Source organism: Kribbella turkmenica (assembly GCF_004348725.1).
Taxonomy (GTDB): Bacteria; Actinomycetota; Actinomycetes; order Propionibacteriales; family Kribbellaceae; genus Kribbella; species Kribbella turkmenica.
This window is the reverse complement of sequence record NZ_SMKR01000140.1, coordinates 1-20867: the sequence shown is the minus strand read 5'-3', so window position 1 is coordinate 20867 and position 20867 is coordinate 1. Positions and strand designations below refer to the sequence as shown.

Annotated in this window: 22 protein-coding genes; 12 read left to right on the top strand and 10 right to left on the bottom strand. The window is 69.6% G+C overall.

Annotated features, from left to right (window positions below):
• Both E1218_RS26785 and egtD read left to right on the top strand, forming a co-directional pair.
• The coding region (locus E1218_RS26785) for a class II glutamine amidotransferase (RefSeq protein WP_132324921.1) at window positions 1-635 on the top strand (635 nt) is incomplete at its 5' end.
• Entirely contained in the window at window positions 632-1597 is a 966-nt protein-coding gene (gene egtD, locus E1218_RS26780) for an L-histidine N(alpha)-methyltransferase (protein ID WP_132324919.1), read from the top strand. The genes E1218_RS26785 and egtD, both read left to right, overlap by 4 nt.
• 37 nt (window positions 1598-1634) lie before the next feature.
• Here egtD and E1218_RS26775 read toward each other — a convergent pair whose 3' ends face one another.
• The 3 genes from E1218_RS26775 to E1218_RS26765 are packed head-to-tail and all read right to left on the bottom strand — an operon-like array spanning window position 1635 to window position 4750.
• Window positions 1635-2936, bottom strand: coding sequence for an ABC transporter substrate-binding protein (locus E1218_RS26775; protein ID WP_233712489.1), 1302 nt, complete (start codon window positions 2934-2936; stop codon window positions 1635-1637).
• Window positions 2937-2949: 13 nt separating this feature from the next.
• Window positions 2950-3867, bottom strand: coding sequence for a carbohydrate ABC transporter permease (locus tag E1218_RS26770; RefSeq protein ID WP_233712488.1), 918 nt, complete (start codon window positions 3865-3867; stop codon window positions 2950-2952).
• Window positions 3848-4750 carry a carbohydrate ABC transporter permease gene (locus tag E1218_RS26765; RefSeq protein WP_233712487.1) on the bottom strand — a complete coding sequence of 301 codons (903 nt, stop codon included), beginning with the start codon at window positions 4748-4750 and terminating at the stop codon, window positions 3848-3850. Before E1218_RS26765 ends, E1218_RS26770 begins: the two co-directional genes overlap by 20 nt.
• 182 nt (window positions 4751-4932) lie before the next feature.
• On the opposite strand from E1218_RS26765, the gene E1218_RS26760 reads away from it, so the two are divergent.
• On the top strand, window positions 4933-5982 hold the full coding sequence (locus tag E1218_RS26760) for a LacI family DNA-binding transcriptional regulator (protein WP_233712486.1): 1050 nt from the start codon (window positions 4933-4935) through the stop codon (window positions 5980-5982).
• Between the two features lie 31 nt (window positions 5983-6013).
• Window positions 6014-6736: an alpha/beta fold hydrolase gene (locus E1218_RS26755; RefSeq protein WP_132324917.1), complete on the top strand. Its 723-nt coding sequence runs from the start codon at window positions 6014-6016 to the stop codon at window positions 6734-6736.
• Window positions 6737-6775: 39 nt separating this feature from the next.
• Here the strand turns inward: E1218_RS26755 and E1218_RS26750 are convergent, their stop codons facing one another.
• The gene (locus E1218_RS26750; protein ID WP_132324915.1) at window positions 6776-7471 is read right to left on the bottom strand and encodes an SH3 domain-containing protein; all 696 of its coding nucleotides are present in this window, start codon (window positions 7469-7471) and stop codon (window positions 6776-6778) included.
• 140 nt (window positions 7472-7611) lie between these two features.
• Between E1218_RS26750 and E1218_RS26745 the strand changes: the two genes are divergently transcribed.
• Complete coding sequence (locus E1218_RS26745) at window positions 7612-8295, top strand: NBR1-Ig-like domain-containing protein (protein WP_132324913.1); 684 nt, start codon at window positions 7612-7614, stop codon at window positions 8293-8295.
• 199 nt (window positions 8296-8494) lie between these two features.
• Entirely contained in the window at window positions 8495-10252 is a 1758-nt protein-coding gene (locus E1218_RS26740) for an alpha/beta hydrolase (protein ID WP_233712485.1), read from the top strand.
• A gap of 89 nt (window positions 10253-10341) precedes the next feature.
• On the opposite strand, the gene E1218_RS26735 is transcribed toward E1218_RS26740, so the two are convergent.
• Window positions 10342-11298: a hypothetical protein gene (locus E1218_RS26735; protein ID WP_132324909.1), complete on the bottom strand. Its 957-nt coding sequence runs from the start codon at window positions 11296-11298 to the stop codon at window positions 10342-10344.
• Between the two features lie 301 nt (window positions 11299-11599).
• On the opposite strand from E1218_RS26735, the gene E1218_RS26730 reads away from it, so the two are divergent.
• From E1218_RS26730 to E1218_RS26705, 6 genes are all read left to right on the top strand, one after another.
• Window positions 11600-11980, top strand: coding sequence for a pyridoxamine 5'-phosphate oxidase family protein (locus E1218_RS26730; protein ID WP_132324907.1), 381 nt, complete (start codon window positions 11600-11602; stop codon window positions 11978-11980).
• Window positions 11973-13172, top strand: coding sequence for a precorrin-6y C5,15-methyltransferase (decarboxylating) subunit CbiE (cbiE, locus tag E1218_RS26725; protein WP_132324904.1), 1200 nt, complete (start codon window positions 11973-11975; stop codon window positions 13170-13172). Before E1218_RS26730 ends, cbiE begins: the two co-directional genes overlap by 8 nt.
• A gap of 132 nt (window positions 13173-13304) precedes the next feature.
• Entirely contained in the window at window positions 13305-14045 is a 741-nt protein-coding gene (gene cobM / locus E1218_RS26720) for a precorrin-4 C(11)-methyltransferase (RefSeq protein ID WP_132324901.1), read from the top strand.
• On the top strand, window positions 14042-14764 hold the full coding sequence (locus E1218_RS26715) for a cobalt-precorrin-6A reductase (protein ID WP_132324898.1): 723 nt from the start codon (window positions 14042-14044) through the stop codon (window positions 14762-14764). The genes cobM and E1218_RS26715 overlap by 4 nt, the downstream gene beginning before the upstream one ends.
• A 10-nt stretch (window positions 14765-14774) precedes the next feature.
• On the top strand, window positions 14775-15437 hold the full coding sequence (gene rpe / locus E1218_RS26710; RefSeq protein WP_132324895.1) for a ribulose-phosphate 3-epimerase: 663 nt from the start codon (window positions 14775-14777) through the stop codon (window positions 15435-15437).
• Between the two features lie 44 nt (window positions 15438-15481).
• Complete coding sequence (locus E1218_RS26705) at window positions 15482-16273, top strand: HAD-IIA family hydrolase (RefSeq protein WP_132324892.1); 792 nt, start codon at window positions 15482-15484, stop codon at window positions 16271-16273.
• Here E1218_RS26705 and E1218_RS26700 read toward each other — a convergent pair.
• The 5 genes from E1218_RS26700 to E1218_RS26680 form a co-directional block, all read right to left on the bottom strand.
• Window positions 16270-17004 (bottom strand): polysaccharide deacetylase family protein, encoded by a 735-nt coding sequence (locus E1218_RS26700; RefSeq protein ID WP_233712484.1) that lies wholly within the window; start codon window positions 17002-17004, stop codon window positions 16270-16272. The genes E1218_RS26705 and E1218_RS26700 overlap by 4 nt on opposite strands.
• Before the next feature lie 156 nt (window positions 17005-17160).
• Complete coding sequence (locus E1218_RS26695; protein WP_132324889.1) at window positions 17161-17901, bottom strand: amino acid ABC transporter ATP-binding protein; 741 nt, start codon at window positions 17899-17901, stop codon at window positions 17161-17163.
• Entirely contained in the window at window positions 17885-18652 is a 768-nt protein-coding gene (locus E1218_RS26690) for an amino acid ABC transporter permease (protein WP_132324887.1), read from the bottom strand. Before E1218_RS26690 ends, E1218_RS26695 begins: the two co-directional genes overlap by 17 nt.
• Window positions 18653-18655: 3 nt before the next feature.
• On the bottom strand, window positions 18656-19510 hold the full coding sequence (locus E1218_RS26685) for a substrate-binding periplasmic protein (RefSeq protein ID WP_202866202.1): 855 nt from the start codon (window positions 19508-19510) through the stop codon (window positions 18656-18658).
• A gap of 209 nt (window positions 19511-19719) precedes the next feature.
• Window positions 19720-20685: a phosphotransferase family protein gene (locus E1218_RS26680; RefSeq protein WP_233712490.1), complete on the bottom strand. Its 966-nt coding sequence runs from the start codon at window positions 20683-20685 to the stop codon at window positions 19720-19722.
• Window positions 20686-20867 lie beyond the last annotated feature (182 nt).

The window sequence follows — 20867 nt, the reverse complement described above, 5'->3', positions numbered from 1 at the left end:
CACCGGCAGCTCCTCCCTCCGTCTCTTCCGCACCGGCGGCGCGCGAAGCGCGGCAGCCGGTGCGGTACCGGCGGAACGTACCTATCTGGGCTGACGACAACCTCCCCCGGCTCGCGGCGAGCATCCGGTCCACCGCGGTCATCGCCGCTGTGCGGAACGGGACGGTGGGCATGCAGCTCGGCGAGTCCGCGGTGGCGCCGTTCGAGCTGGGGGACTGGTTCTTCAGCCACAACGGGATGATCGCCGGCTGGCCGGACTCGACGGTGAAGTTGGCCGATCAGCTCCCGGCGGCAGACCTGCTGCGACTCGACGCACCGACCGACTCCGCCCTGCTCTGCGCACTCATCGCACATCGCCTGCGTGCCGGGACAACCCCGGCCGACGCGGTGGCGTCCGTCGTACAGGAGGTCGAGGCGGCGGCGCCCGGGTCCCGGCTCAACGTGCTGCTGACCGACGGCGAGCAACTCGTCGCCACCAGTTGGACGCATTCCCTGTGGGTCCGCTCGACCGCGGACTCGACCACCGTCAGCTCCGAGCCGTTCGGTGACGGCGGCTGGGACGCGGTACCCGACTACTCGTTGCTCGTGGCCACCGCCACGACGCTGCGGATCACGCCGATGGAAGGACCACAGTGACCCAGATCGACGTACATCTGACCCCGGACCACGCCGCGCGATCGCTGCGGGAGGACGTCCGGGCAGGCCTGACCGCGGACCCGAAGTGGCTGCCGCCGAAGTGGTTCTACGACGCCCGCGGAAGTGAGCTGTTCGAGCAGATCACCCGCCTGCCGGAGTACTACCCGACCCGGGCCGAGCGGGAGATCCTGCTGGCCCGGGCAGGCGAGATCGCCGCAATCACCAAGGCGCACACGCTGGTCGAGCTCGGCTCGGGGTCGTCGGAGAAGACACGGTTGCTGCTCGACGGACTGCGCGACTTCGGCACGCTGACGACGTTCGTGCCGCTCGACGTCTCGGAGGTGGCTCTGCGGGACGCCGCCGACGCGATCAACGCCGACTACCCGGCGCTCGCCGTCCACGGTGTCGTCGGCGACTTCACCGCACACCTCGACAAGCTCCCGGGTGACCCGCCGCGGATCGTCGCCTTCCTCGGCGGCACCATCGGCAACCTTTTGCCGGCCGAACGCGAGACGTTCTACGCCTCGGTCCGCGACGTCCTCGAGCCGGGCGAGTGGCTGCTCCTCGGCACCGATCTGGTCAAGGACCCGGCGACCCTCGTCGCGGCGTACGACGACAGCGCCGGCGTCACCGCGGAGTTCAACCGCAACGTGCTCCGGGTGATCAACCGGCAGCTGGGTGCGGACTTCGACGTGGACGCGTTCAGCCACGTGGCGGTCTGGGACGCCGAGAACGAGTGGATCGAGATGCACCTGCGCGCCGACCGCGCCCTGCGCGTGCTGATCCCGGAGATCCACCTGGAGATCGACTTCGCCGAGGGGGAGGAGCTCAGCACCGAGATCTCCGCCAAGTTCCAGAGACACACCGTCCAGGCCGAGCTCGAGAAGGCCGGCTTCACCGACGCCGCCTGGTGGACCGACAGCAAGGCCCGCTTCGCCCTCTCCCTCTGGCAAGCCGTCTGAGCGGAGGCCGCCCCGCAGCGGGCGGCCTCCACCTCAGTCAGCCGCCCTGCTTGATCAGGTCGTTGATCTTGCCCACGTAGGTCTGCAGCTCGGAGATCGGCTTCTTCCCGCTGATGATCGGCTGGTAGGTCGCCGTCGTCAGGTCACCGACCTGTTGCGCCCACTGGGTGGTGAACCGGACGCCGACGGTCTTCTCGGCCGCCAGATCAGCCTTGACGGTGTCGACCACCGTCGTCTGCTGAGCCTTGCTCAACGCGTCGAAGTAGCTGGCCTGCGCCGGCGCGTAGGCCGGCGGCGCCACCGGCGAGGCCGGCAGGACGGCGTCCCACACCTTGGTGTTGATGTACTGCAGCACCTTGAACGTCGCGTCCTGGTTCTTGGTGTACTGCGGCGTGCAGATGCCGACCGAGTCGTACAGCGTCACCGGAGTCTGCACCTGCGGGAACGGCGCGAACCCGTACTTCACCTTCGGCTTGTCCGTCTGGAACCCGGCCGCGAGCCACTGCCCGCCGAACATCATCGGCACCTTCCCGGCCGCGAACAGCGACTGGACGTTGGAGGCGTCGTACCCCGGCGGGGAGACCGAGCCGTTCCTGACCGCCTCGACCAGCTTCTGCACACCCTCGGTGTACTTGTCGTCGGCCTCGGCCTTGGTCGGGTGGTTCACGTTGTCGGTGAACGGTGCGCCGCCGGCCGAGACGGAGTACATGCTCATCGTGAACGGTCCGTCCGGACCGGTGAGCTGGTCGGCGACCAGGCCGTACTTCGCGCCGTTCGTGTTCGCCAGCTTCGCGGCGGCGGCGTACATCTCGTCCCAGGTCCAGCCGGCCTTCGGCTCCGGTACGCCGGCGGCCTTGAACGCGTCGGCGTTGTACCAGACGCCGTACGCGTTCATCAGCGACGGCAGACCGCCCATCCGGCCGTCGGCGGTCTTCCAGTTCTCCATCGCCGACGGGACGAACTTGTCGGCCTTGAAGTCGCCGTCGCCCTCGTTGATCTTCTCGGTCCAGTCGACCAGCAGGCCCTGTGAGGTGTACTGCTGCTCGGTGTCGTTGCCGCACCAGAACAGGTCCGGCAGCTTCTTGGCCTGCGTCAGCGACGCGAGCTTGTCACCGAAGTTGCCGCTCGGGGTGTCGAGCAGTTCGACGGTGATGCCGTCCTCCTTGAAGTCGGCCAGTGCCTTCTTGATGGCCGCGTTCGTCGGCGCCGACTCCCACGTCATCACGGTCACGGTGACCGGGCCGTCGCCCGACCCGGCGCCGGAGTCGGAGCCGCTGCAGGCCGTGGCCGTCAGCAACCCGGCGCACGCCAGCGCGGTGGCGATGAAGGTGTGTCTCACGAGAACTTCCCCTCTATTTCTGGTTCGTGCTGCCGAGAGCGCCGAGACCCTGGATGAAGTAGCGCTGCGCGGCGAAGAAGACGATCAGCGGCGGCAGCATGTAGAGCAGGTTGGTGGCCATGTAGTAGCTCCAGTCCGGTGTCTGCCCGGCGAAGGCGGAGATGAACGACGCCATCCCGACCGACAGCGGCCACTTCTCGGAGGAGTACAGGTAGACCAGCGGATTGAGAAAGTCGTTCCAGGAGGCCTGGAACGCCAGGATCGCCATCGTGATCCAGGCCGGCCGGGTGAGCGGCAGCATCACCTGGGTGAAGATCCGGAAGTGCCCGGCGCCGTCGATCTTGGCGGCCTCGTCGATCGAGTACGGGATCGCCAGGAAGTACTGCCGGGCGAGGAAGATGAACAGCGGGTTCCCGCCGAGGAACGCGGGCACGATCAGCGGCAGCCAGGTGTCGTACCAGCCGATGTTCTTGTAGAGCTGGAACAACGGGATCAGGCCGACCACACCGGGCAGCAGCATGCTGCCGACGAACAGGTAGAACCACAGTTTCCGGCCGGGGAACCGCAGCCGGGCCAGCGCGTACCCGGCCATCATCGCGGTCAGTACACCGCCGAGGACGCTGAGCGCGGTGATGACGGTCGAGTTGAGCAGCAGCCGCGGGAAGTGGATCGCCTCCGGGCCGTTGACGAAATTGCTCCAGGTCCACTCGGTCGGCAGCAGCTTGGGCGGGATGTCGAAGACGGCGGTCCGGCTCTTCAGCCCGATGGTGATCATCCACAGCAGCGGGACGACCATCACCGCGCAGATGAACAACGCGGTCGCGTACCACGCCGTCGTACCGATCAGGCGGGGCTTCTTCGGGGGACGCGGCGCCGGTGGTTCCGTGACCGGGACGACCGGGGCGGCGGCTTCAGTCGGGAGTGTTGTCACTGTAGGTCCAGAGCGAGGTGAACTTCGCGGTCAGGGCGATCACGGCGATGATCAGGATGAACAGCACCCACACCTGCGCGGACGCGTACCCGAGTTGGGGGATCCGGCCGAGGTTCGGGAAGCCGTTGTTGTAGATCGAGAGCATCAGCACGTTGGTGCTGAAGCCCGGTCCGCCGTTGGTGAGGATCTTCGGCTGGTTGAAGGTCTGCAGGGCGGCGGTGGTCTGCAGGATCACCTGCAGCAGCATGATCGGGCTGATCATCGGCAAGGTGATGCGGAAGAACACCGACGCGGACCCGGCGCCGTCGACCCGGGCGGCCTCGTACAACTCGGTCGGCACCGCCTGCAACGCGGCCAGGAAGATGATCATCGTGCCGCCGACGCCCCACAACATCACCAGGACGACGGACGGCATCGACATCGCCGGGCTCTGCAGCCACAGACTGGTCGGCAGGTGCAACCGCTCCAGGATCGTGTTCAGCAACCCGACCTGGGGGTTCATGATGAACTTCCAGAGCGTGATGGTGGCGATCGCCGGCAGGACGACGGGCAGGTAAGCCAGCGTCCGGACCAGCCGCACCCCGGCGAACCGCTGGTTGCAGAACATCGCCAGCGCGAGCCCGAGGACCAGGGACAACGGCACGTAGAGCAGGACGAGGTACCCGGTCGCCCGTAGCGACGGCCAGAACGCCGGGTCGACGGTGAACAGCCGACGGAAGTTGCCCAGGCCAACGAACACCGGATCGGTCAGGCCGTTGTAGCGGGTCAGCGACAGGTAGAAGGAGCGGATCAGCGGGTACACCACGAAGACCGTGAACCCGATGATCGCGGGTGCGATGAACAGGTACGCCGCCTTGACGTCGGAGCCGGCGTTGCGGCTCATCCCGTGGCTTCGTCCGCCACGGCTCCGTCCGGTCCGGCTCCGGCGGGGCGCGCGGTGAGCGGTCGCGCTCATCCCCGGCCCGCCGCGGTTGTCGAAGGTCTCATCCGGCCTCCTGGACGGTAACGTTTCCAAGATCTACTGTTGGGTGGACGATGCCGTGTCGTGAAAAGGAAGTCAACCCCGTGTCCGAAACGTTTCCAACGCAACCCGAGGCGAGCCGCCCGACGATGATCGACGTGGCCCGCCGCGCCGGGGTGGGACTCGGCACGGTGTCGCGCGTGGTCAACGGCGGCCACGGTGTCCGCGACGAGACCGCCGAACGGGTCCGGGCCGCGATCGCCGAGCTCGGCTTCCAGCGCAACGAGGTCGCCCGGGCGCTGCGGCCGGGCAAGAAGTCGTCCAGTCTCGCCCTCGTGCTCGGCGACCTGACCAACCCGTTCTACGCCACCATCGCGAAGTCGTCGCTGGAGGTCGCCGGGCAGTCCGGGTTCGCCGTCGTGCTCGGCAGTGTCGACGAGGACCCGGAGGGGGAGAAGCGGGCGATCCAGGAACTGGTCAGCCGGCAGGTCGCCGGGCTGATGATCGTGCCCGACCAGGGCGACCACTCGTTCCTGGCCGGCGCCGGCGTACCGGTGGTGTTCGTCGACCGGCCGGCGCACGGCATCGACGCGGACATCGTGATGGTCGACAACGAGGGCGGCGGCCGGCTGGCGACCGAGCACCTGCTGGAGCAGGGCCACCGCCGGGTCGCGATCCTGCTGGCGCCGTCGTACTACACGACCGGCCGGCGGCTGCGCGGGTACCGGCGCGCCCACCGGTCCGCCGGGATCGAGGTCGACGAGTCGCTCGTGGTGCAGTTGCCCGAGGGCACCGCCGAGGCCGCGGAGAAGGCGACGCTGGACCTGATGCTCCGGCCGGATCCGCCGACCGCGGTGTTCGCGTCGACCAACTTCCTCACCGAGGGTGTGCTGCGGGCGCTGCGCGAGGTCGGCCGGGAGCCGGCCGTGGTCGGGTTCGACGACTTCCGGCTGGCCGACATGCTGCCGACGCCGGTGACGGTCGTTGCCTCCGACATCGCCGAGCTGGGGCGGTCCGCGGCCCGGCTCCTACTGGATCGCGCATCGGGTACGGACACCCGTCCGCCGCAGCGGATCGTGCTGCCGTGCGCGCTGATCCAGCGCGGTTCGGGTGAGCGCCCGCCGGATTCTGCTCCGAAGAGAAAGGCGCGCTGACGCTCGAACGCCACGCGTATCGTCGGGGACTGTGCACTACGAATCCTTCGGTGACGGCCGGTCGATCGTCTTCCTGCCCGGCTGGGGTGGGGACGCCGGCGAGGGTCGCGACGTGCACGAGCCGGTGTTCGACGGCCGCGCCGGCCGGCGGCGGATCTACGTCGACCCGCCGGGTACGGGCAAGTCGCCCGCCGACCCCGGGATCACCGACCAGGACGGGATGCTCGCGGCGATCCTCGAGCTGATCGACGAGGTCGTCGGCACCGAGCGTTTCGCCCTCGCCGGTACCTCGGCCGGCGGCCTGCTGTCCCGCGGCATCGTGAAACGCGATCCGTCCCGCGTCCTCGCCCTGCTGCTGCGCGTCCCCGGCGTCATCGTCGACCGCACCCGGCGGACGCTGCCCACCACCGCGGTCACCAAGTCGCCCGGTTGGCACGAGAAGCAACGCAGGTACTACGACGTTGCCGACGCGCAGGCGGATTTCGGCTTCCTCGACCGGATTCAGGGCGATCCGGCCACCTACGCGCTGCGGGAGGATCCGGCCGTCCGCTTCGACCGCCCGACGCTCATCGTGACCGGGCGGCGGGACACCATGACCGGTTACGCCGACGCCTGGTCGATCCTCGACGACTACCCGCAGGCCACCTATGTCGTGCTCGACCGGGAGGGGCACGAACTGCCGGTGCGAAGCACGGCGCTCTACCGCGCGCTCGTCGCCGACTGGCTGGACAGGATCGAGCACCCGGACGCGTGAGGGGCGGAACGCGCGTCCGGGTGCTCGTACTCGGAGAGGTCAGAAGTTCGGCCAGGCCCAGCCGAGGTAGCTGCTGAAGTAGGGCAGCTTGGCCAGGCCGATCCGTCCGTTGACGCTGGTGGCCCAGAAGTACCCGTCGCCGCGGGCCACGCCGACGTGGCCGTACGGGGCGGCGAGGTCCCAGAACACCAGGGCGCCCTTCGGCGGGTTCAGGTCACCGCGGTGGGCGGCGCCGCGGGCGACCGCGTCGTTCCAGTTCGCCTTCGCCGAGGCGTAGATCGCGGTCTTGCCGTACGAGTTCTCGACGGCCTTCTCGCAGTACCCCTGATACGCGGTCGAGCCGTTGCGGGCGGCGAACCAGGCGATGGCCTTGTCGGCCCGCGGGTTGCTGGTGCACAGCGGCGCGACCAGGCCCGAGCTGCCGGTGTCCACGTAGGCGTCGGAGATGAAGCCCTTGCCCGGGACGTGGTCCCAGATCAGGCTGCGGCCGAACTTGCCGGTCACGGGCTCGCCGTAGAGCTGGCAGTCGATCTCGACCGGGCCGTTCGGCTGGGTGCCGACGGCGCCGAAGGTGGTGGCGTTGCCGGACCGGATGGTCACGCCGAGCCCGCTGTCGGTGACGACGGTGCCGGTGGCGGCGTGGGCCGGCAGGGTGCCCGCCCCGACCAGGGCGCCGGCGCCGATCAGGGTGACGGCGGTGAGTCGGGCGGTGATGCGCAGGAGGGCGGTACGCATGATGTTTGTCCTTTTCGCTCAGTCAGACTTCAGTCCCCACCCCACCGCCCGGTCAGGCAGTGGCGAACTGGCACTGACTCACAGAGAATCAGAGGGTTACGGTGTTGTCGCAGTGGGCAACGAAGACCCGGGAGTCCGCCGTGAGACCAGCGCAGGCGCGTTCCGTGATCGGCTGCCGGATGCGTGAGCTCCGGGAAGCGGCCGGCGTACCGCTGTCGCGTGCGGCCGCCCTGTCCGGCTGGGACAAGGGCCACCTGTCCCGGGTCGAGCGCGGCCACACCAAGCCCAGCCGCGAGCTGATCGAGTGGTACGACGTCTCGTTCGGTGCCGGCCAGGCGCTGGTCAACCAGCTGACGGAGCTGGACGCCGCCGTCCGGGCGAGCCGGGACGTCTCCCAGCGGGACATGCGCCGGCACGTCCAGCCGGTGCTGCTCGGCGGGTCCGTGCCGGTCGACCACCATCCGGAGGACCGGGCCGAGCTGGCCGGGGAGACGGTGCCGGACGGCACGCGGGTGTGCCGCGACCAGGAGTTCGAGAAGACCTGGGAGATCCGCAACAGCGGTGAACGGCCCTGGCGCGATCGCTGGCTGACGCGGCAGGGCGCCGCCGGTACGCCGGGGTGGTTGCGGTCACCGCATCGCGCTCGGCTGCCGGACGCCGTACCGGGGCAGATCGTGACCGTGTCGATGCGGTTGCAGGCGCCGTCCCAGGTCGGCGCGTCGACGGCGTACTTCAAGATCACCGACGACGCGGGGCGGTTGTACTACCCCGGACTGGAGTCACCGCCGGTGTACTGCACGATCTTCACCGTCTACGAACTTTAGGGATTGCCCTTGACCTTCGGCCGACGGGTGTTCCGGACGGGCCGTTCCGGAATACGTTGCTGCCCTGTAACCCGCCCGGACAACAGGAGTAGGCAGCGTGATCAGACTTCCCAAGATCGCCCTGGCCCTGGCTGCGGCACTCGTCGTGCCCCAGGTGGCCATCAGTTCGGCCTCGGCAGTGCCCCCTGCCAAAGGACCGGTGGATCCGCCAGTCCCGTCCATCCCGCAGAGGTATCTCGACCAGCCGGTCAACTGGTCGGTCTGCTCGTTCGACGCCGCGGTCAAGAACCTCTACCCACAGGCGCCGACGACCAACTGCGCGAAGGTGAGGGTCCCGATGGACTGGGCCCACCCGGACGCACACCCCGACGTCGAGGTCGCCATCGCCTACAGCCGGGCGACCGGCACCTCGAAGGGCCTGATGACGACGAACCCGGGTGGCCCGGGTGGCGCCGGCCTGACGCTGTCCGCGTCGCTGGCCATCGACAAGCCCCAGCTGTTCAGCGACTTCGACCTGCTCGGCTTCGACCCGCGCGGCTTCGGCCGGAGCACGCCGCTGCAGTGCCTGACCACGACCGAGAAGCTGAACGCGCTGCCGACCACGCCGGACTACAAGGAGCGCACCCGGCAGACCCACCGGGTCGAGGTGGCGGAGGCCAGGCTGTACGCCGACGCCTGCTCGGCGACCGAGTTCGGCCAGTTCGTCAGCAGCCAGCAGACCGTGTACGACATGGAGTTCCTGCGGGCGCTGTTCGACGCGCGGCAGCTGAACCTGATCGGCTACAGCTACGGCACCTGGCTCGGCGGCTGGTACGCCGACACCTACCCGTCGAAGGTCGGCCGGTTCGTGATCGACTCGAACATGGACTGGACCCACACCCAGTGGGACAACGTGAACTTCGACCCGTTCTCCGGCCAGCGCCGCCGCGACACCCAACTGTTCCCGTGGATCGCTCGGCACGCCGACCAGATCTCCGGCCTGGGCGGCACGTTCACGCAGGTGCGGGGCAAGTACAACGCGATCCGCGCCGGGCTGGTCGCCCGGGTGAAGGCGGGGACGTCGGCGGTCCGCGGTGACGACCTCGACGGCATCATCTACAGCACGCAGTACGGCAACGTCCGCTTCATCCGGGCGACCCTCGACATCCTGATCCACGACGAGTACCTGAAGGACCCGTCGACGTCGGGGCAGATCGAGGTGCGGCACGTCGACCGCGCCTGGGCCCGGATCTCGCCGGAGCTGCAGGCGTTCGACACCCTCGCGGCGATGCGGGCCCGGTACGGCGTGACGCCGGCCTCCGCCACCACGGCGGCAGCACTGCGGGTCGACTCGACCCGGTCGATCCTGGCCGACGCCCGCGCGGCCGCGGCCAAGGCGACCGGCGACGCCGTGATCAACCTGGGGGCGATCGGTACGACGGTCCGCTGCAACGACACCAAGTGGAACAGCGACCCGCGGTTCTACCTGCGCGAGGCCGACCGGATGGCGGCCAAGTACGACTTCTTCGGCTACATGAACGGGGTCCCGTTCTGCGCCTTCTGGCCGTACGAGCCGCAGGACCGCAAGCTCGACCTGAAGGGCTCGCCGCGGATGCTGATGATCCAGGGTGAGCTCGACCCGGCGACGGCGTACGAGGGTGCGCTGCGGACGCACAGGGACACCGCCATGGCGACCCGGTTCGTCGCCATCGACGACGAGGGCCAGCACGGCCAGTACGTCGGCTCGGCGTCGTCCTGCGCCGAGGAGATCGGTGACCGGTTCGTCTTCACCGGCGAGCTTCCCGGCCGGAACCAGGTCTGCGGCACGTCCCCGCTCCCCGCCGAGCTGTCCGTCTACGCGGTCGACGGCCCGGTCGACGGCAACGCCGTACGCCTCCCGAAGTCCAAGTCCGACCACAGGGTCAACCCACTCCTCCGCCAGGCCCTGGACACAGTCGCCGCCGGCACCCTGCGCTGACCGTTTCCACCCGAAGGGCCCGGCCCCGGCCGGGCCCTTCGTGGCTGGTGTGAACAGGTCGTGGGTGGGTTGGACTGGAAATAACCTGTTCATGGCCACCGCGGGGTTGTGCAGCTCCCGAGATCAGGCAAGTAGCGGCGGATCCGGTCGGCGGTCGCCTTCGGTCGATCCAGGTCGGCCCAACTGGTCCGCAGTACCTGGTAGCCGCACTCGCGCAGCCGGTCCTCGCGCCCTTTCTCCGCGAGCACGACGTCCCCGCTGCCGCCGTACTTGTGCTCTCCGTCGAACTCGACGATCAGCCGGCCGGGTAGGAGAAAGTCGACCCGCCCGACGAAGCGCCCGTCCCGGTCACGGATCTCGGCCTGGAGGACGGGTGCCGGGAGACCGTGGTTCGCCATCAGCACGCGGAGGCGGGACTCACCGACGGATTCACTCAACGCGTCGGCGAAGCGGGCGGCCGCGCGCGCGGCGGGCGACCCGCTCCAGTACCGGTGCCGATCCGCGGTGCTCAGCAGCGCGTCCGACGTGATTAGCTGCGCATGCAGGGCCGCGTCGGCCAGCACCACGCCCACCTCGTACGACGAGACACAGGCAATCTCGGTGATCGCGCGAGCTGGAGTGACCACCCGGAGATCGCCGACGACCGTGATCTCACCCGGCTCGAACCGCGTGCGGTGGACATCCGCGACAGCATCGGACCGCTGCCTGCCGCGCATCCTGCTGACGTGGATCCTCGTCAGATCGAGTCCCCAGCTCGGAAGCCCGTGCAGCACGGCCGCCGATTGATGGCTGACCACCACGTCGTCACCCATCCGATGGACGACCGCACGCGTCCGTAGCAGGTGCAGACGTCGCGCTCTGTCCCACGGAGACTCGTCGACCGGCCAGCCGCCTGGTTCGACGTACACGTCACGAGACAGTCGCGACCACTGGCCCGCCCGCAGTCGCTGCCGGAGCTCGCTGTCGCTGTAGGCGGCTTCGACGGTGTCGGCCCGGGTGAACCACCCACTCCGCGCGGTGGCCAGAACTCTGAGCTTGGGATTCATACCGGCAACATGCCGTCGCGCGGCCCCCACGCTGATCCCGATCTGCTGCCTGTGGACAACCAGTTCCGGGGACCTCGCACCCCAACGCGTGGGTGTGAACAGGAAATAACCTGTTCACACCCACGACAGCCTGGGTAGGCCCCCGGCTGCCCCTCCTCCTCGATGAGCTCGATGAACTCGATGAAGGCGCGGGAGGCGCGGATGCGGCGGTGGGCGGCGGTGCCGTCGACAGCAGCAGCCCTGACGGTGGCGGGGCCGACCACTTCCGCCGGCGCGACATCGGCTGACCTACGATCGCTGGGTGCTTTGGAGCGATGGACTGGTGGAGTTCTGGACCGAGCGGCATCTGTGTGTGCTGAGTACCGTCCGGGCGGACGGGACGGTGCACTCGACGCCGGTCGGGGCGACGTTGGACGTCGAGGCCGGGCTCGTTCGGGTGATCTGCTCGGGAACGTCGTACAAGGCGCGGACGATTCGCGAGGCCGGGGTAGCCTCGGTCTCGGTCACGCAGGTGGACGGGCGGCGGTGGTCGTCGATCGAGGGTCGTGCGGTGGTCAGCGACGACCCGCAGCGGGTGGAGGACGCCGTACGGCGGTATGCCAAGCGCTACCGGGAGCCGCGGGTCAACCCACGGCGCGTGGTCATCGAGATCACCGTGACCAAGGTGCTGGGCAATGCCTGAGCCGGTAGCCGTCGTGGGAGTCGGTGCGGACGGGTGGGACGGACTGTCCCCGGCTGCCCGGAGTGTGGTCTCGGCGGCCGAGGTGCTGATGGGTAGTCCCAGGCAGTTGGACCTGGTGCCGGACTGCGGTGCCGAGCGGGTGGCCTGGCCGTCGCCGTTGTCCGAGTCGCTGCCCGGCTTGCTGGCCGAGCACCGCGGCCGGCGCGTGTGCGTGCTCGCCAGTGGCGATCCGACGTTGCACGGCATCGGTACGACGTTGACCCGGCTGCTCGGCGCGGACGCCGTACGGGTGATTCCGCACCCGTCGAGTGTGTCACTGGCGTGCGCGCGCCTCGGTTGGCCGCAGGACCAGGTACAGGTGGTCAGCCTGGTCGGTCACCCGGTGGAACTCGTGCACCCGCATGTTCAGCCGGGCCGGCGGCTCGTCGTGCTCAGCTGGGGTGCGCACACGCCTGCCGAGGTCGCCGCACTGCTCCAGGCGCGTGGGTACGGCGGGAGCTCGATGACTGTGCTGGAGCAACTCGGCGGACCGTCCGAGCGGGTGCGGACGACCACTGCCGCTGACTGGTCGGGTGACGTCGACGCGCTCAACGTGATCGGCGTGCTGTGCCAGGCAGACCGGCAAGCATTGCTGCTGCCGACTGTGCCTGGACTGCCTGATGACGCCTATGAGAACGACGGGCAGCTCACCAAACGCGAAGTACGTGCGGTGACGCTCTCGCGGCTCGCGCCGGTCCCCGGCCAACTGCTCTGGGACGTTGGCGGCGGCGCCGGCAGCATCGGGATCGAGTGGTCGCGGCATCACCCGACCTGCCGGGCGATCTCGATCGAACGCGACCCGGACCGGGCCAAGCGCCTGGACCGGAACGCCGCCGCGCTCGGGGTGACCGTCAGGACCGTGCTCGGCGAGGCACCCGACGCGTTGGACGGCCTGGAGACACCTGACGCGATCTTCGTCGGCGGGGGCGCGACGGCACCCGGCCTGATCGAGGCCTGCTGGGATGCGCTCGCTCCCGGTGGCCGGCTGGTCGTGAACGGCGTGACGCTCGAGACCGAGACGCTCGTCGCGAAGTGGTACGGCGAGCTCGGCGGCGACCTCGTCCGCCTCGACGTCCAGCGTGCCGCCGCGGTCGGAACCATGACCGGCTGGCGACCCGCCATGCCGGTGACGATCTGGAGCGTGACCAAATGACGGCCAGAATCAGTCCAGACCGGGAGGCCCCGTGACCGTGTTGGATGCCGCGCTGCCGCGCGGCCGGTCACGGGGCTTCGGCTCCCGGTCTTCCCTCGTCGCTACGCTCCTCAGTCCAGACCGGGAGGCCCCGTGACCGTGCACTTCATCGGCGCCGGTCCGGGGGCCGCCGACCTGATCACCGTCCGCGGGCGCGACCTGATCGCCGCCGCGCCGGTCTGCCTGTACGCCGGCGCGCTCGTGCCGGTCGAGCTGCTCGACCACTGTCCGGTCGGCGCCCGCAAGATCGACACCGCGAACCTGAACCTCGACGAGATCGTCGCCGAGCTCGCCGCCGCGCACGCCGACGGACTCGACGTCGCCCGGCTGCACTCCGGCGACCCGTCGGTGTTCAGCGCGATGGCCGAGCAGATGCGCCGCCTCGACGAGCTCGGCATCCCGTACGACGTCACCCCGGGCGTCCCCGCGTACGCCGCCGCCGCGGCGGCCCTCGGCCGCGAGCTCACCATCCCCGAGGTCGCCCAGACCGTCATCCTCACCCGGATCGCCGGCCGGGCGTCCGCGATGCCGCCCGGCGAGGAGCTGGCCACCCTCGGCGCGAGCCGGTCCACGCTGGTCCTGCACCTCGCCGTCCAGGCGATCGACCGCGTCGTCGGCGAGCTGACACCGTCGTACGGCGCCGACTGCCCGGTCGCCGTGGTCGCCCGGGCGTCCCGCGACGACGAGGTGATCCTGCGCGGCACACTCGCCGACATCGCCGACCAGGTGCGGTCCGCGGACATCCGCCGTACTGCGGTGATCATCGTCGGCAAGGTGCTCTCGGCGACCGCGTTCCGGGACAGCCACCTGTACTCGGCCACGCGGACCCGATGAAGGTCCTTCTCCTCGGCGGCACCGGCGAGGCTCGAGAGCTCGCGCAAATGCTCGCCGGTGTCGAAGTCGTGTCGTCTCTGGCCGGGCGGATCACCGACGCGCGCCTGCCTGCCGGCCAGGTCCGGCAGGGCGGTTTCGGCGGCGTCGAAGGCCTGACCGACTGGCTGCGGACCAGCGACGTCGACGCTGTGGTCGACGCCACCCATCCGTTCGCCGCCACGATGACCGCGCACGCCGCCACGGCGACTCGTCAGCTCGACATCCCGCTGCTGGTTCTCCGCCGTCCGGGCTGGACCGCGCAGCCGGGTGACACCTGGCACCGGGCAACCACGGCTGCGGCGGCTGCCGACCTGCTGCCGGCGCTCGGGACCCGGGTGTTCCTCACCATCGGCCGGCAAGGTCTGCCGGCGTTCCAGGAAACCGGCCTGTGGACGCTCGCGCGCTGCGTGGAGCCACCGGAGCCGGTCCCGACGTGGTGCGAGCTGATCCTCGACCGCGGCCCGTACGCCGTGGACGGCGAGCTCGCGCTGATGCGGCAGCAGCGGATCGACGTACTCGTGACCAAGGACAGCGGCGGTCCGCAGACGTCGGCGAAGCTGGTCGCCGCTCGCGAGCTCGGCGTACCGGTCGTGCTGATCCGCCGACCGCCGCTGCCGCCGGGCGTCGAGGTGGTGGACTCGGTGGACCGGGTCGTCGAGTGGGTCAGGTCCCGTCGGTAGATTGACGCCCATGGGGATTCAGATCGCGCCGAGCATCCTGTCCGCCGACTTCGCCCGGCTCGCCGACGAGGCGGCCGCCGTGTCGAACGCCGACTGGCTGCACGTCGACGTGATGGACAACCACTTCGTCCCGAACCTGACCCTCGGGCTGCCGGTGGTCGAGTCGCTGGCGAAGGCGACCGACACACCGCTCGACTGCCACCTGATGATCGAGGACCCCGACCGCTGGGCCCCCGGGTACGTCGAGGCCGGCGCGTCGAGCGTCACGTTCCACGTCGAGGCCTGCCGCGCCCCCATCCGGACCGCCCGGGAGATCCGGGCGAAGGGCGCCCGGGCGGCGATGGCGCTCAAGCCGGCCACCCCGATCGAGCCCTACGAGGACCTGCTGCCCGAGCTCGACATGATCCTGGTCATGACCGTCGAGCCCGGGTTCGGGGGCCAGAAGTTCCTCGACGTGTGCGTGCCGAAGATCCGCCGGACCCGTCAGCTCCTCGACAAGCACGGCCTGGACCTGTGGGTGCAGATCGACGGCGGCGTATCGGCCGAGACCATCGAGCGCTGCGCCGACGCCGGCGCGGACGTGTTCGTCGCCGGCTCGGCCGTGTACGCCGCGGACAACCCGAACGCCATGGTCGACGAGCTCCGCACGCTCGCCGAGCAGGCCGCCGGCTGACCCGATCGCCCGGATTCCGGCGGGTGCTCCTCTACGATGAGCCCATGTCGGAGCACAAGCCGGTGGAGAGCTGGCTGACGGACATGGACGGCGTCCTCGTGCACGAGGAGCGCGCCATCCCCGGGGCGAGTGAGTTCATCGGCTCGCTGCAGAAGTCCGGGAAGAGGTTCCTGGTCCTGACCAACAACTCGATCTTCACGCCGCGTGACCTGCGCGCCCGCTTGCTTGCCGGAGGCATCGACGTGCCCGAGGACGCGATCTGGACCAGCGCCCTGGCCACCGCCCAGTTCCTCGACGACCAGCGCCCGGGCGGCACGGCGTACGTGATCGGCGAGGCCGGCCTGACCACGGCCATGCACGAGATCGGCTACGTGCTGACCGAGCGGGCACCCGACTACGTCGTCCTCGGGGAGACCCGCACCTACTCGTTCGAGGCGATCACCAAGGCGATCCGGCTGATCTCCGGCGGCGCCCGGTTCCTGGCGACGAACCCGGACCCGACCGGCCCGTCGACCGAGGGACCGTTGCCCGCGACCGGGTCGGTGGCCGCGCTGATCACCCGCGCCACCGGCGTCGCGCCGTACTTCGTCGGCAAGCCGAACCCGTTGATGATGCGCAGCGCGCTGAACCGGATCGAGGCGCACTCCGAGACCACGGTGATGATCGGCGACCGGATGGACACCGACATCATCAGCGGGCTCGAGGCCGGTCTCCGCAGCGTGCTCGTGCTGACGGGCTCGACCGGCGAGCACGAGGTGGACCGGTTCCCGTACCGCCCGACCCGGATCGTCGAGTCGATCGCGGACGTCGTCCCCCTGGTGGAGGCGTTCGCCTAGCAGGTGAGCGTGCGGAACCCGTAGCCGCGCGCCTTGAGCGTCTTCAGGATCGCCGGCAGCGCGGCCACGGTCTGACTGCGGTTCCCGCCGCCGTCGTGCAGCAGGATCACCGAGCCGTTGTGGACGCCGGCGAGCACGCGCTGCACGATCGCCGCCGTACCGGGCTTGGTCCAGTCGCGGGAGTCGACGTCCCAGACGACGAGCTGCTTGCGCAGGGCCCTGGCGCGTTGGGTGACCGCGCTGTTCATCGCGCCGTACGGCGGCCGGACGCAGCGCGGGAGCACGCCGGTCTGAGCGGTGATCGAGCGGTCCGTGGACCGGAGTTGCTGGTCGAACGCCCGTGCGGACAGTTTGCGCAGGTCGGCGTGCGTCCAGGTGTGGTTCTGCACGCTGTGCCCGGCGTCATGGATCCGTTTGGTCAGTGCCGGGTGTTGCACCACCTTCTGCCCGACCTGGAAGAACGTCGCCCTGGCGTCGTACCGCGCCAGGACGTCGAGGATCTGCGGGGTGTGCACCGGGTCCGGGCCGTCGTCGAAGGTCAGGACGACGTACCTGGCCGGCAGCGCCACCTGGGCGGGCGCCGCCGCGGCCGGCGCCGGGGCCGGGGCCGGGCTCGCGGGCGGCGGCGCGGGCGTCCGGGCAGCGGCGACCACGACCGTGCCGATCAGCGTGCTGGCGGCCGCCATCATCGCCAGTCCGACCAGGCGGTTCCCGGCGCGCGTCAATGCCATGTGTCCCCCAGGGCGGTGGTGGGCTCACTTCCTCACCCGTCCACGATCGGCACGATCCGCCGGAAAGCGAGCACCCACGCCGCTGCCGCGTCAACGAACCACGAATACCGGACGCCCGGTTCAGAGCCCGGTTCAGAGCCTGGTTCAGAGCCTGGTTCAGAGCACCTGGGAGAGGAACAGCCGCAACCGCGGCGACTCGGCGGCGGTGAAAAGCTGCTCGGGTACGCCGGACTCGACCACCACTCCGTGGTCCATGAACGCCACCTGGTCGGCCACCTCGCGGGCGAAACCCATCTCGTGCGTGACCACGACCATCGTCATCCCGGCCTGGGCGAGGTCCGCCATCAGGCCCAGCACGCCCTTCACCAGCTCGGGGTCGAGCGCGGAGGTCGCCTCGTCGAACAGCATCACCTCGGGCTTCATCGCCAGTGCGCGCGCGATCGCCACCCGTTGCTGCTGACCACCGGACAGGGTGCCGGGCCGGGCGGCCGCCTTGTTGCCCAGGCCCACCAGCTCGAGCTGCGCCAGCGCCGCCGTCCGGGCCTCGTCCGGCCCGAGCTTCTTGATCTTGCGCAGCGGCAGGGTGATGTTCTCCAGCACCGTCTTGTGCGGAAACAGGTTGAAGTGCTGGAACACCATTCCGATGCGGCGCCGCAGTTCGTCCGGATTGCTCCTCAGCACCGACTCGCCGGCCAGCCGGACGTCGCCGGCATCCGGCTCCAGCAACCGGTTGATCGCGCGCAGCAGCGTCGACTTCCCGGATCCCGACGGGCCGATCACGCACGCCGTACGTCCGGCCGGTACGGCCAGATCCACGCCGCGCAGCACCTTGTTGCTGCCGAACGCCAGTTCGACGCCCTCGACGTCCAGGCTCGCGGCCTCAACGGTGGTCTGCATGCGCCAACTCCTCCCGTACGACGTCGTCCGCGCGGCTCTCGTCGGTCGGACGGCCCTCGCGCAGGCGTTTGTCGAAGTGATTCACCAGGTGGGTCAGCGGTACCGTGATCACCAGGTAGAAGATGCCGGCCAGCAGCAGCGGCGACAGGTTGCCGTTGGTCGCGGCCGCGTCCTGCCCGATCCGGAACAGCTCCCGCTGACTCGCGAGCAGCCCGAGGAAGTAGACCAGGCTGGACTCCTTCACCAGGGCGATGAACTGATTCACCAGCGCCGGCAGCACCCGCCGTACCCCTTGCGGGATGACGACCAGCCGCATTCCCGCCGGGTAGGTGAATCCGAGCGCCCGGGCCGCCTCGAGCTGTCCCTTCTCCACGCTCTGGATGCCGGAGCGGAAGATCTCGCCGATGTACGCCGCCGCGATCAGTGACAGCGCGAGGATGCCGAGCGGGTACGGGTTCGGCCCCCACCAGTGCCGGGTGATCGGCGACAGGCCCTGGCCGATCAGCAGGATGGTCAGGATCGCCGGCAGGCCGCGGAAGACGTCGGTGTAGATCTTCGCCGGCCAGCGCAGCCAGCGCTTCCGCGACAGCGCCATCACCGCCACGACCATGCCGAGCAGGGTGCCCAGCACGACCGAGGAGGCCGCCAGGACGAGCGTGTTGAGCAGCCCCACCTTGAGCATCTCCGGCAGGACTTCCTTCATCGACCCCCAGTCGAGGAAGGTGTCGTTCAGGGTGGACCAGATGTCCATCGATCAGCCGGCCGCGGGCGCTGCGGGCGTCACGGTGCCGCTGCCCGGCTTGAAGTTCGCCGGTACGGCGCGACCCGGATAGTACTGCTCGACCAGCTTCGTCCAGGTGCCGTCGGCGATCACCTCGTCCAGCGCCTTGTTCACCGCCTCGCGCAGTGCGTCGTTGTTCTTGGCCACGGCGAACGCCATCGGCGCGTCGCTCAGCTCCTTCGCGGCCAGGATCACCGTGCCGCCACCCTGCTCCTTGGCCAGCTTCTCACCGATCTCGGCCGGGGAGACCCACGCGTCCGCCGTCCCCGCCTTCAGCTGGCCGAGGGCGGCGTTGTAGTTCGGCACCCGGACCGGGTCGAGGCCCTTCTGGGTGGCGTAGTCGTCCTGGACGGTGCCCTGGACGACGACCACGCGCTTGCCCTGGAGCTGGTCGAACGTGGTGATGCCGGAGTCCTTGGTGGTGTTCAGCCCGAGGTAGCCGAAGTCGTACCCATTGCTGAAGGCAACCGTCTTCTTGCGGGCCTCGGTCACCGTGATGGACGAGCTGCCGAGGTCGTACTGGCCGCCGTTGACCTGCGACAGCAGCGCGGAGAAGTCGGTGCCGACGAACTCCGGCTTCAGGTTCAGCTTCGCCGCCACCGCGGTGATCAGGTCGTTGTCGAAACCGGTGAACCTGCCGTCCTTCACGTACACGTTCGGCGGCGCGTCGGTCAGCGTCCCGATCCGCAGCGTCCCGGACTTGATCAGCCCGAGGTCCGGACCGCTCGACGCCGCGTCGTCCTCGCTGCCGCAGGCAACCATCGAGACCGCCAGCGTGATCGCGGCTCCGACCGCGACGACCTGTCGGAAGGCGCTGAAGGCGCGCACAGTTCTCTCCTCACAACCGTTGGTTCAGGCGGAACCTTCTGCTCCGCCGTTCGAAGCCAACACCGGCCCTGGGACCGTCATTCCAGCCCGACATCCTGTGAGACACGTCGGAGAGTCCGGCCGCTGTGTGTTATCCGGTGGCCCTCGAAGTGACCGCCGGCACACCTTCCGGCCCGGTCGCGTGTCGAGGATCACGGTGCTGCCGCAGATCAGTTCAATCGCTCGACGGCGGCTCGCAGGAACGCATCGCGCCGTGTGGTCACAACTCCCAGGTCAGTGGGGGTGTTGAGGGCAGCGACCGCGTCCCAGTAAGCCACGTCGTTCACCGGCCTCCCCGAGGCTTCTTCCCACCCGCGTACGATGCCGCCGGTCGCATCGGGTCCGTACGTGATCGCCATCTGTTTGCGGAGCTCGCCGATGTCGACGCCGGGATCGCCGACGCCGGCGGTCTTCCAGTCGATCAGGGCGCAGGTGGTATCGCCGATCCACGGCAGATTGCCCGGCCACACGTCGCCGTGCACGAACACAGTCGCACCTCGTGGCCGGGACATGGCCTGGATCAGTTCGTCCGCCGTTCGCAGGAGCGGCGTTGTCGGCCTGCGCCCCTCCCGTCGGTCCCTGGCGAAGTCGTCGACAGCGATCGGGCGGGGCCTGCACGGCAGGTCCGGCAGAGGCTCCAGCGCGATAGCGTGGACGCGTGCCAGTGCGGCACCAGCGGTGTGCAGCCGCGCGCTCGACACTGTCGACGGCCAGACGGTGCTTCCGTCGAGGAAGGTCTCAAGCGTCGCCGGCGCACCGGCGTCCCGGCCGTCGAGGTCCTTGGCGAGCAGCCGTGGAGCCGTCAGTCCATGACTTTCGGCGATCTCCAGCGCAGCTGCACCGGTCGCGATCATCGCGGTGTCGATGCGTGGGGTGACGGATCGGAGTACTGCGTGTTCTCTTCGACCGCGGATGGCGACGCGCAACCGCCAAGGACCTTGATCGCCGTGCAGAGCCTGCACCGACATCGGCCGGCCGCCGATGGCGTCGGCAGCCCAGTTCAGCATTCCCTCGGTCGGCCCCGGGCCGCCTACAATTCTACCCTTCCCGCACTCGGTGAGGCTGGCATACAGGCGGGTAGGGGTCAACTGCGATCTACTCGCTTTGGTGGCGCTTGGTCCGGCAAACGCCTCCACCGGCAAGAATCTCCCGCTCCGCCCCGCCCGCGTTCGCGATCTCGTCCGGTGACGTGGAGAGTGGAAGACTGCGGGTGATGAATTCTGCTCGGGTAGGGCGGGTCGTGGGAGCGCTCGCGGTGACCACGACCGTCGGGTACGGGGTGCTGACGTACGCGTTCAGTGTCTTGCTCGGGCCGATG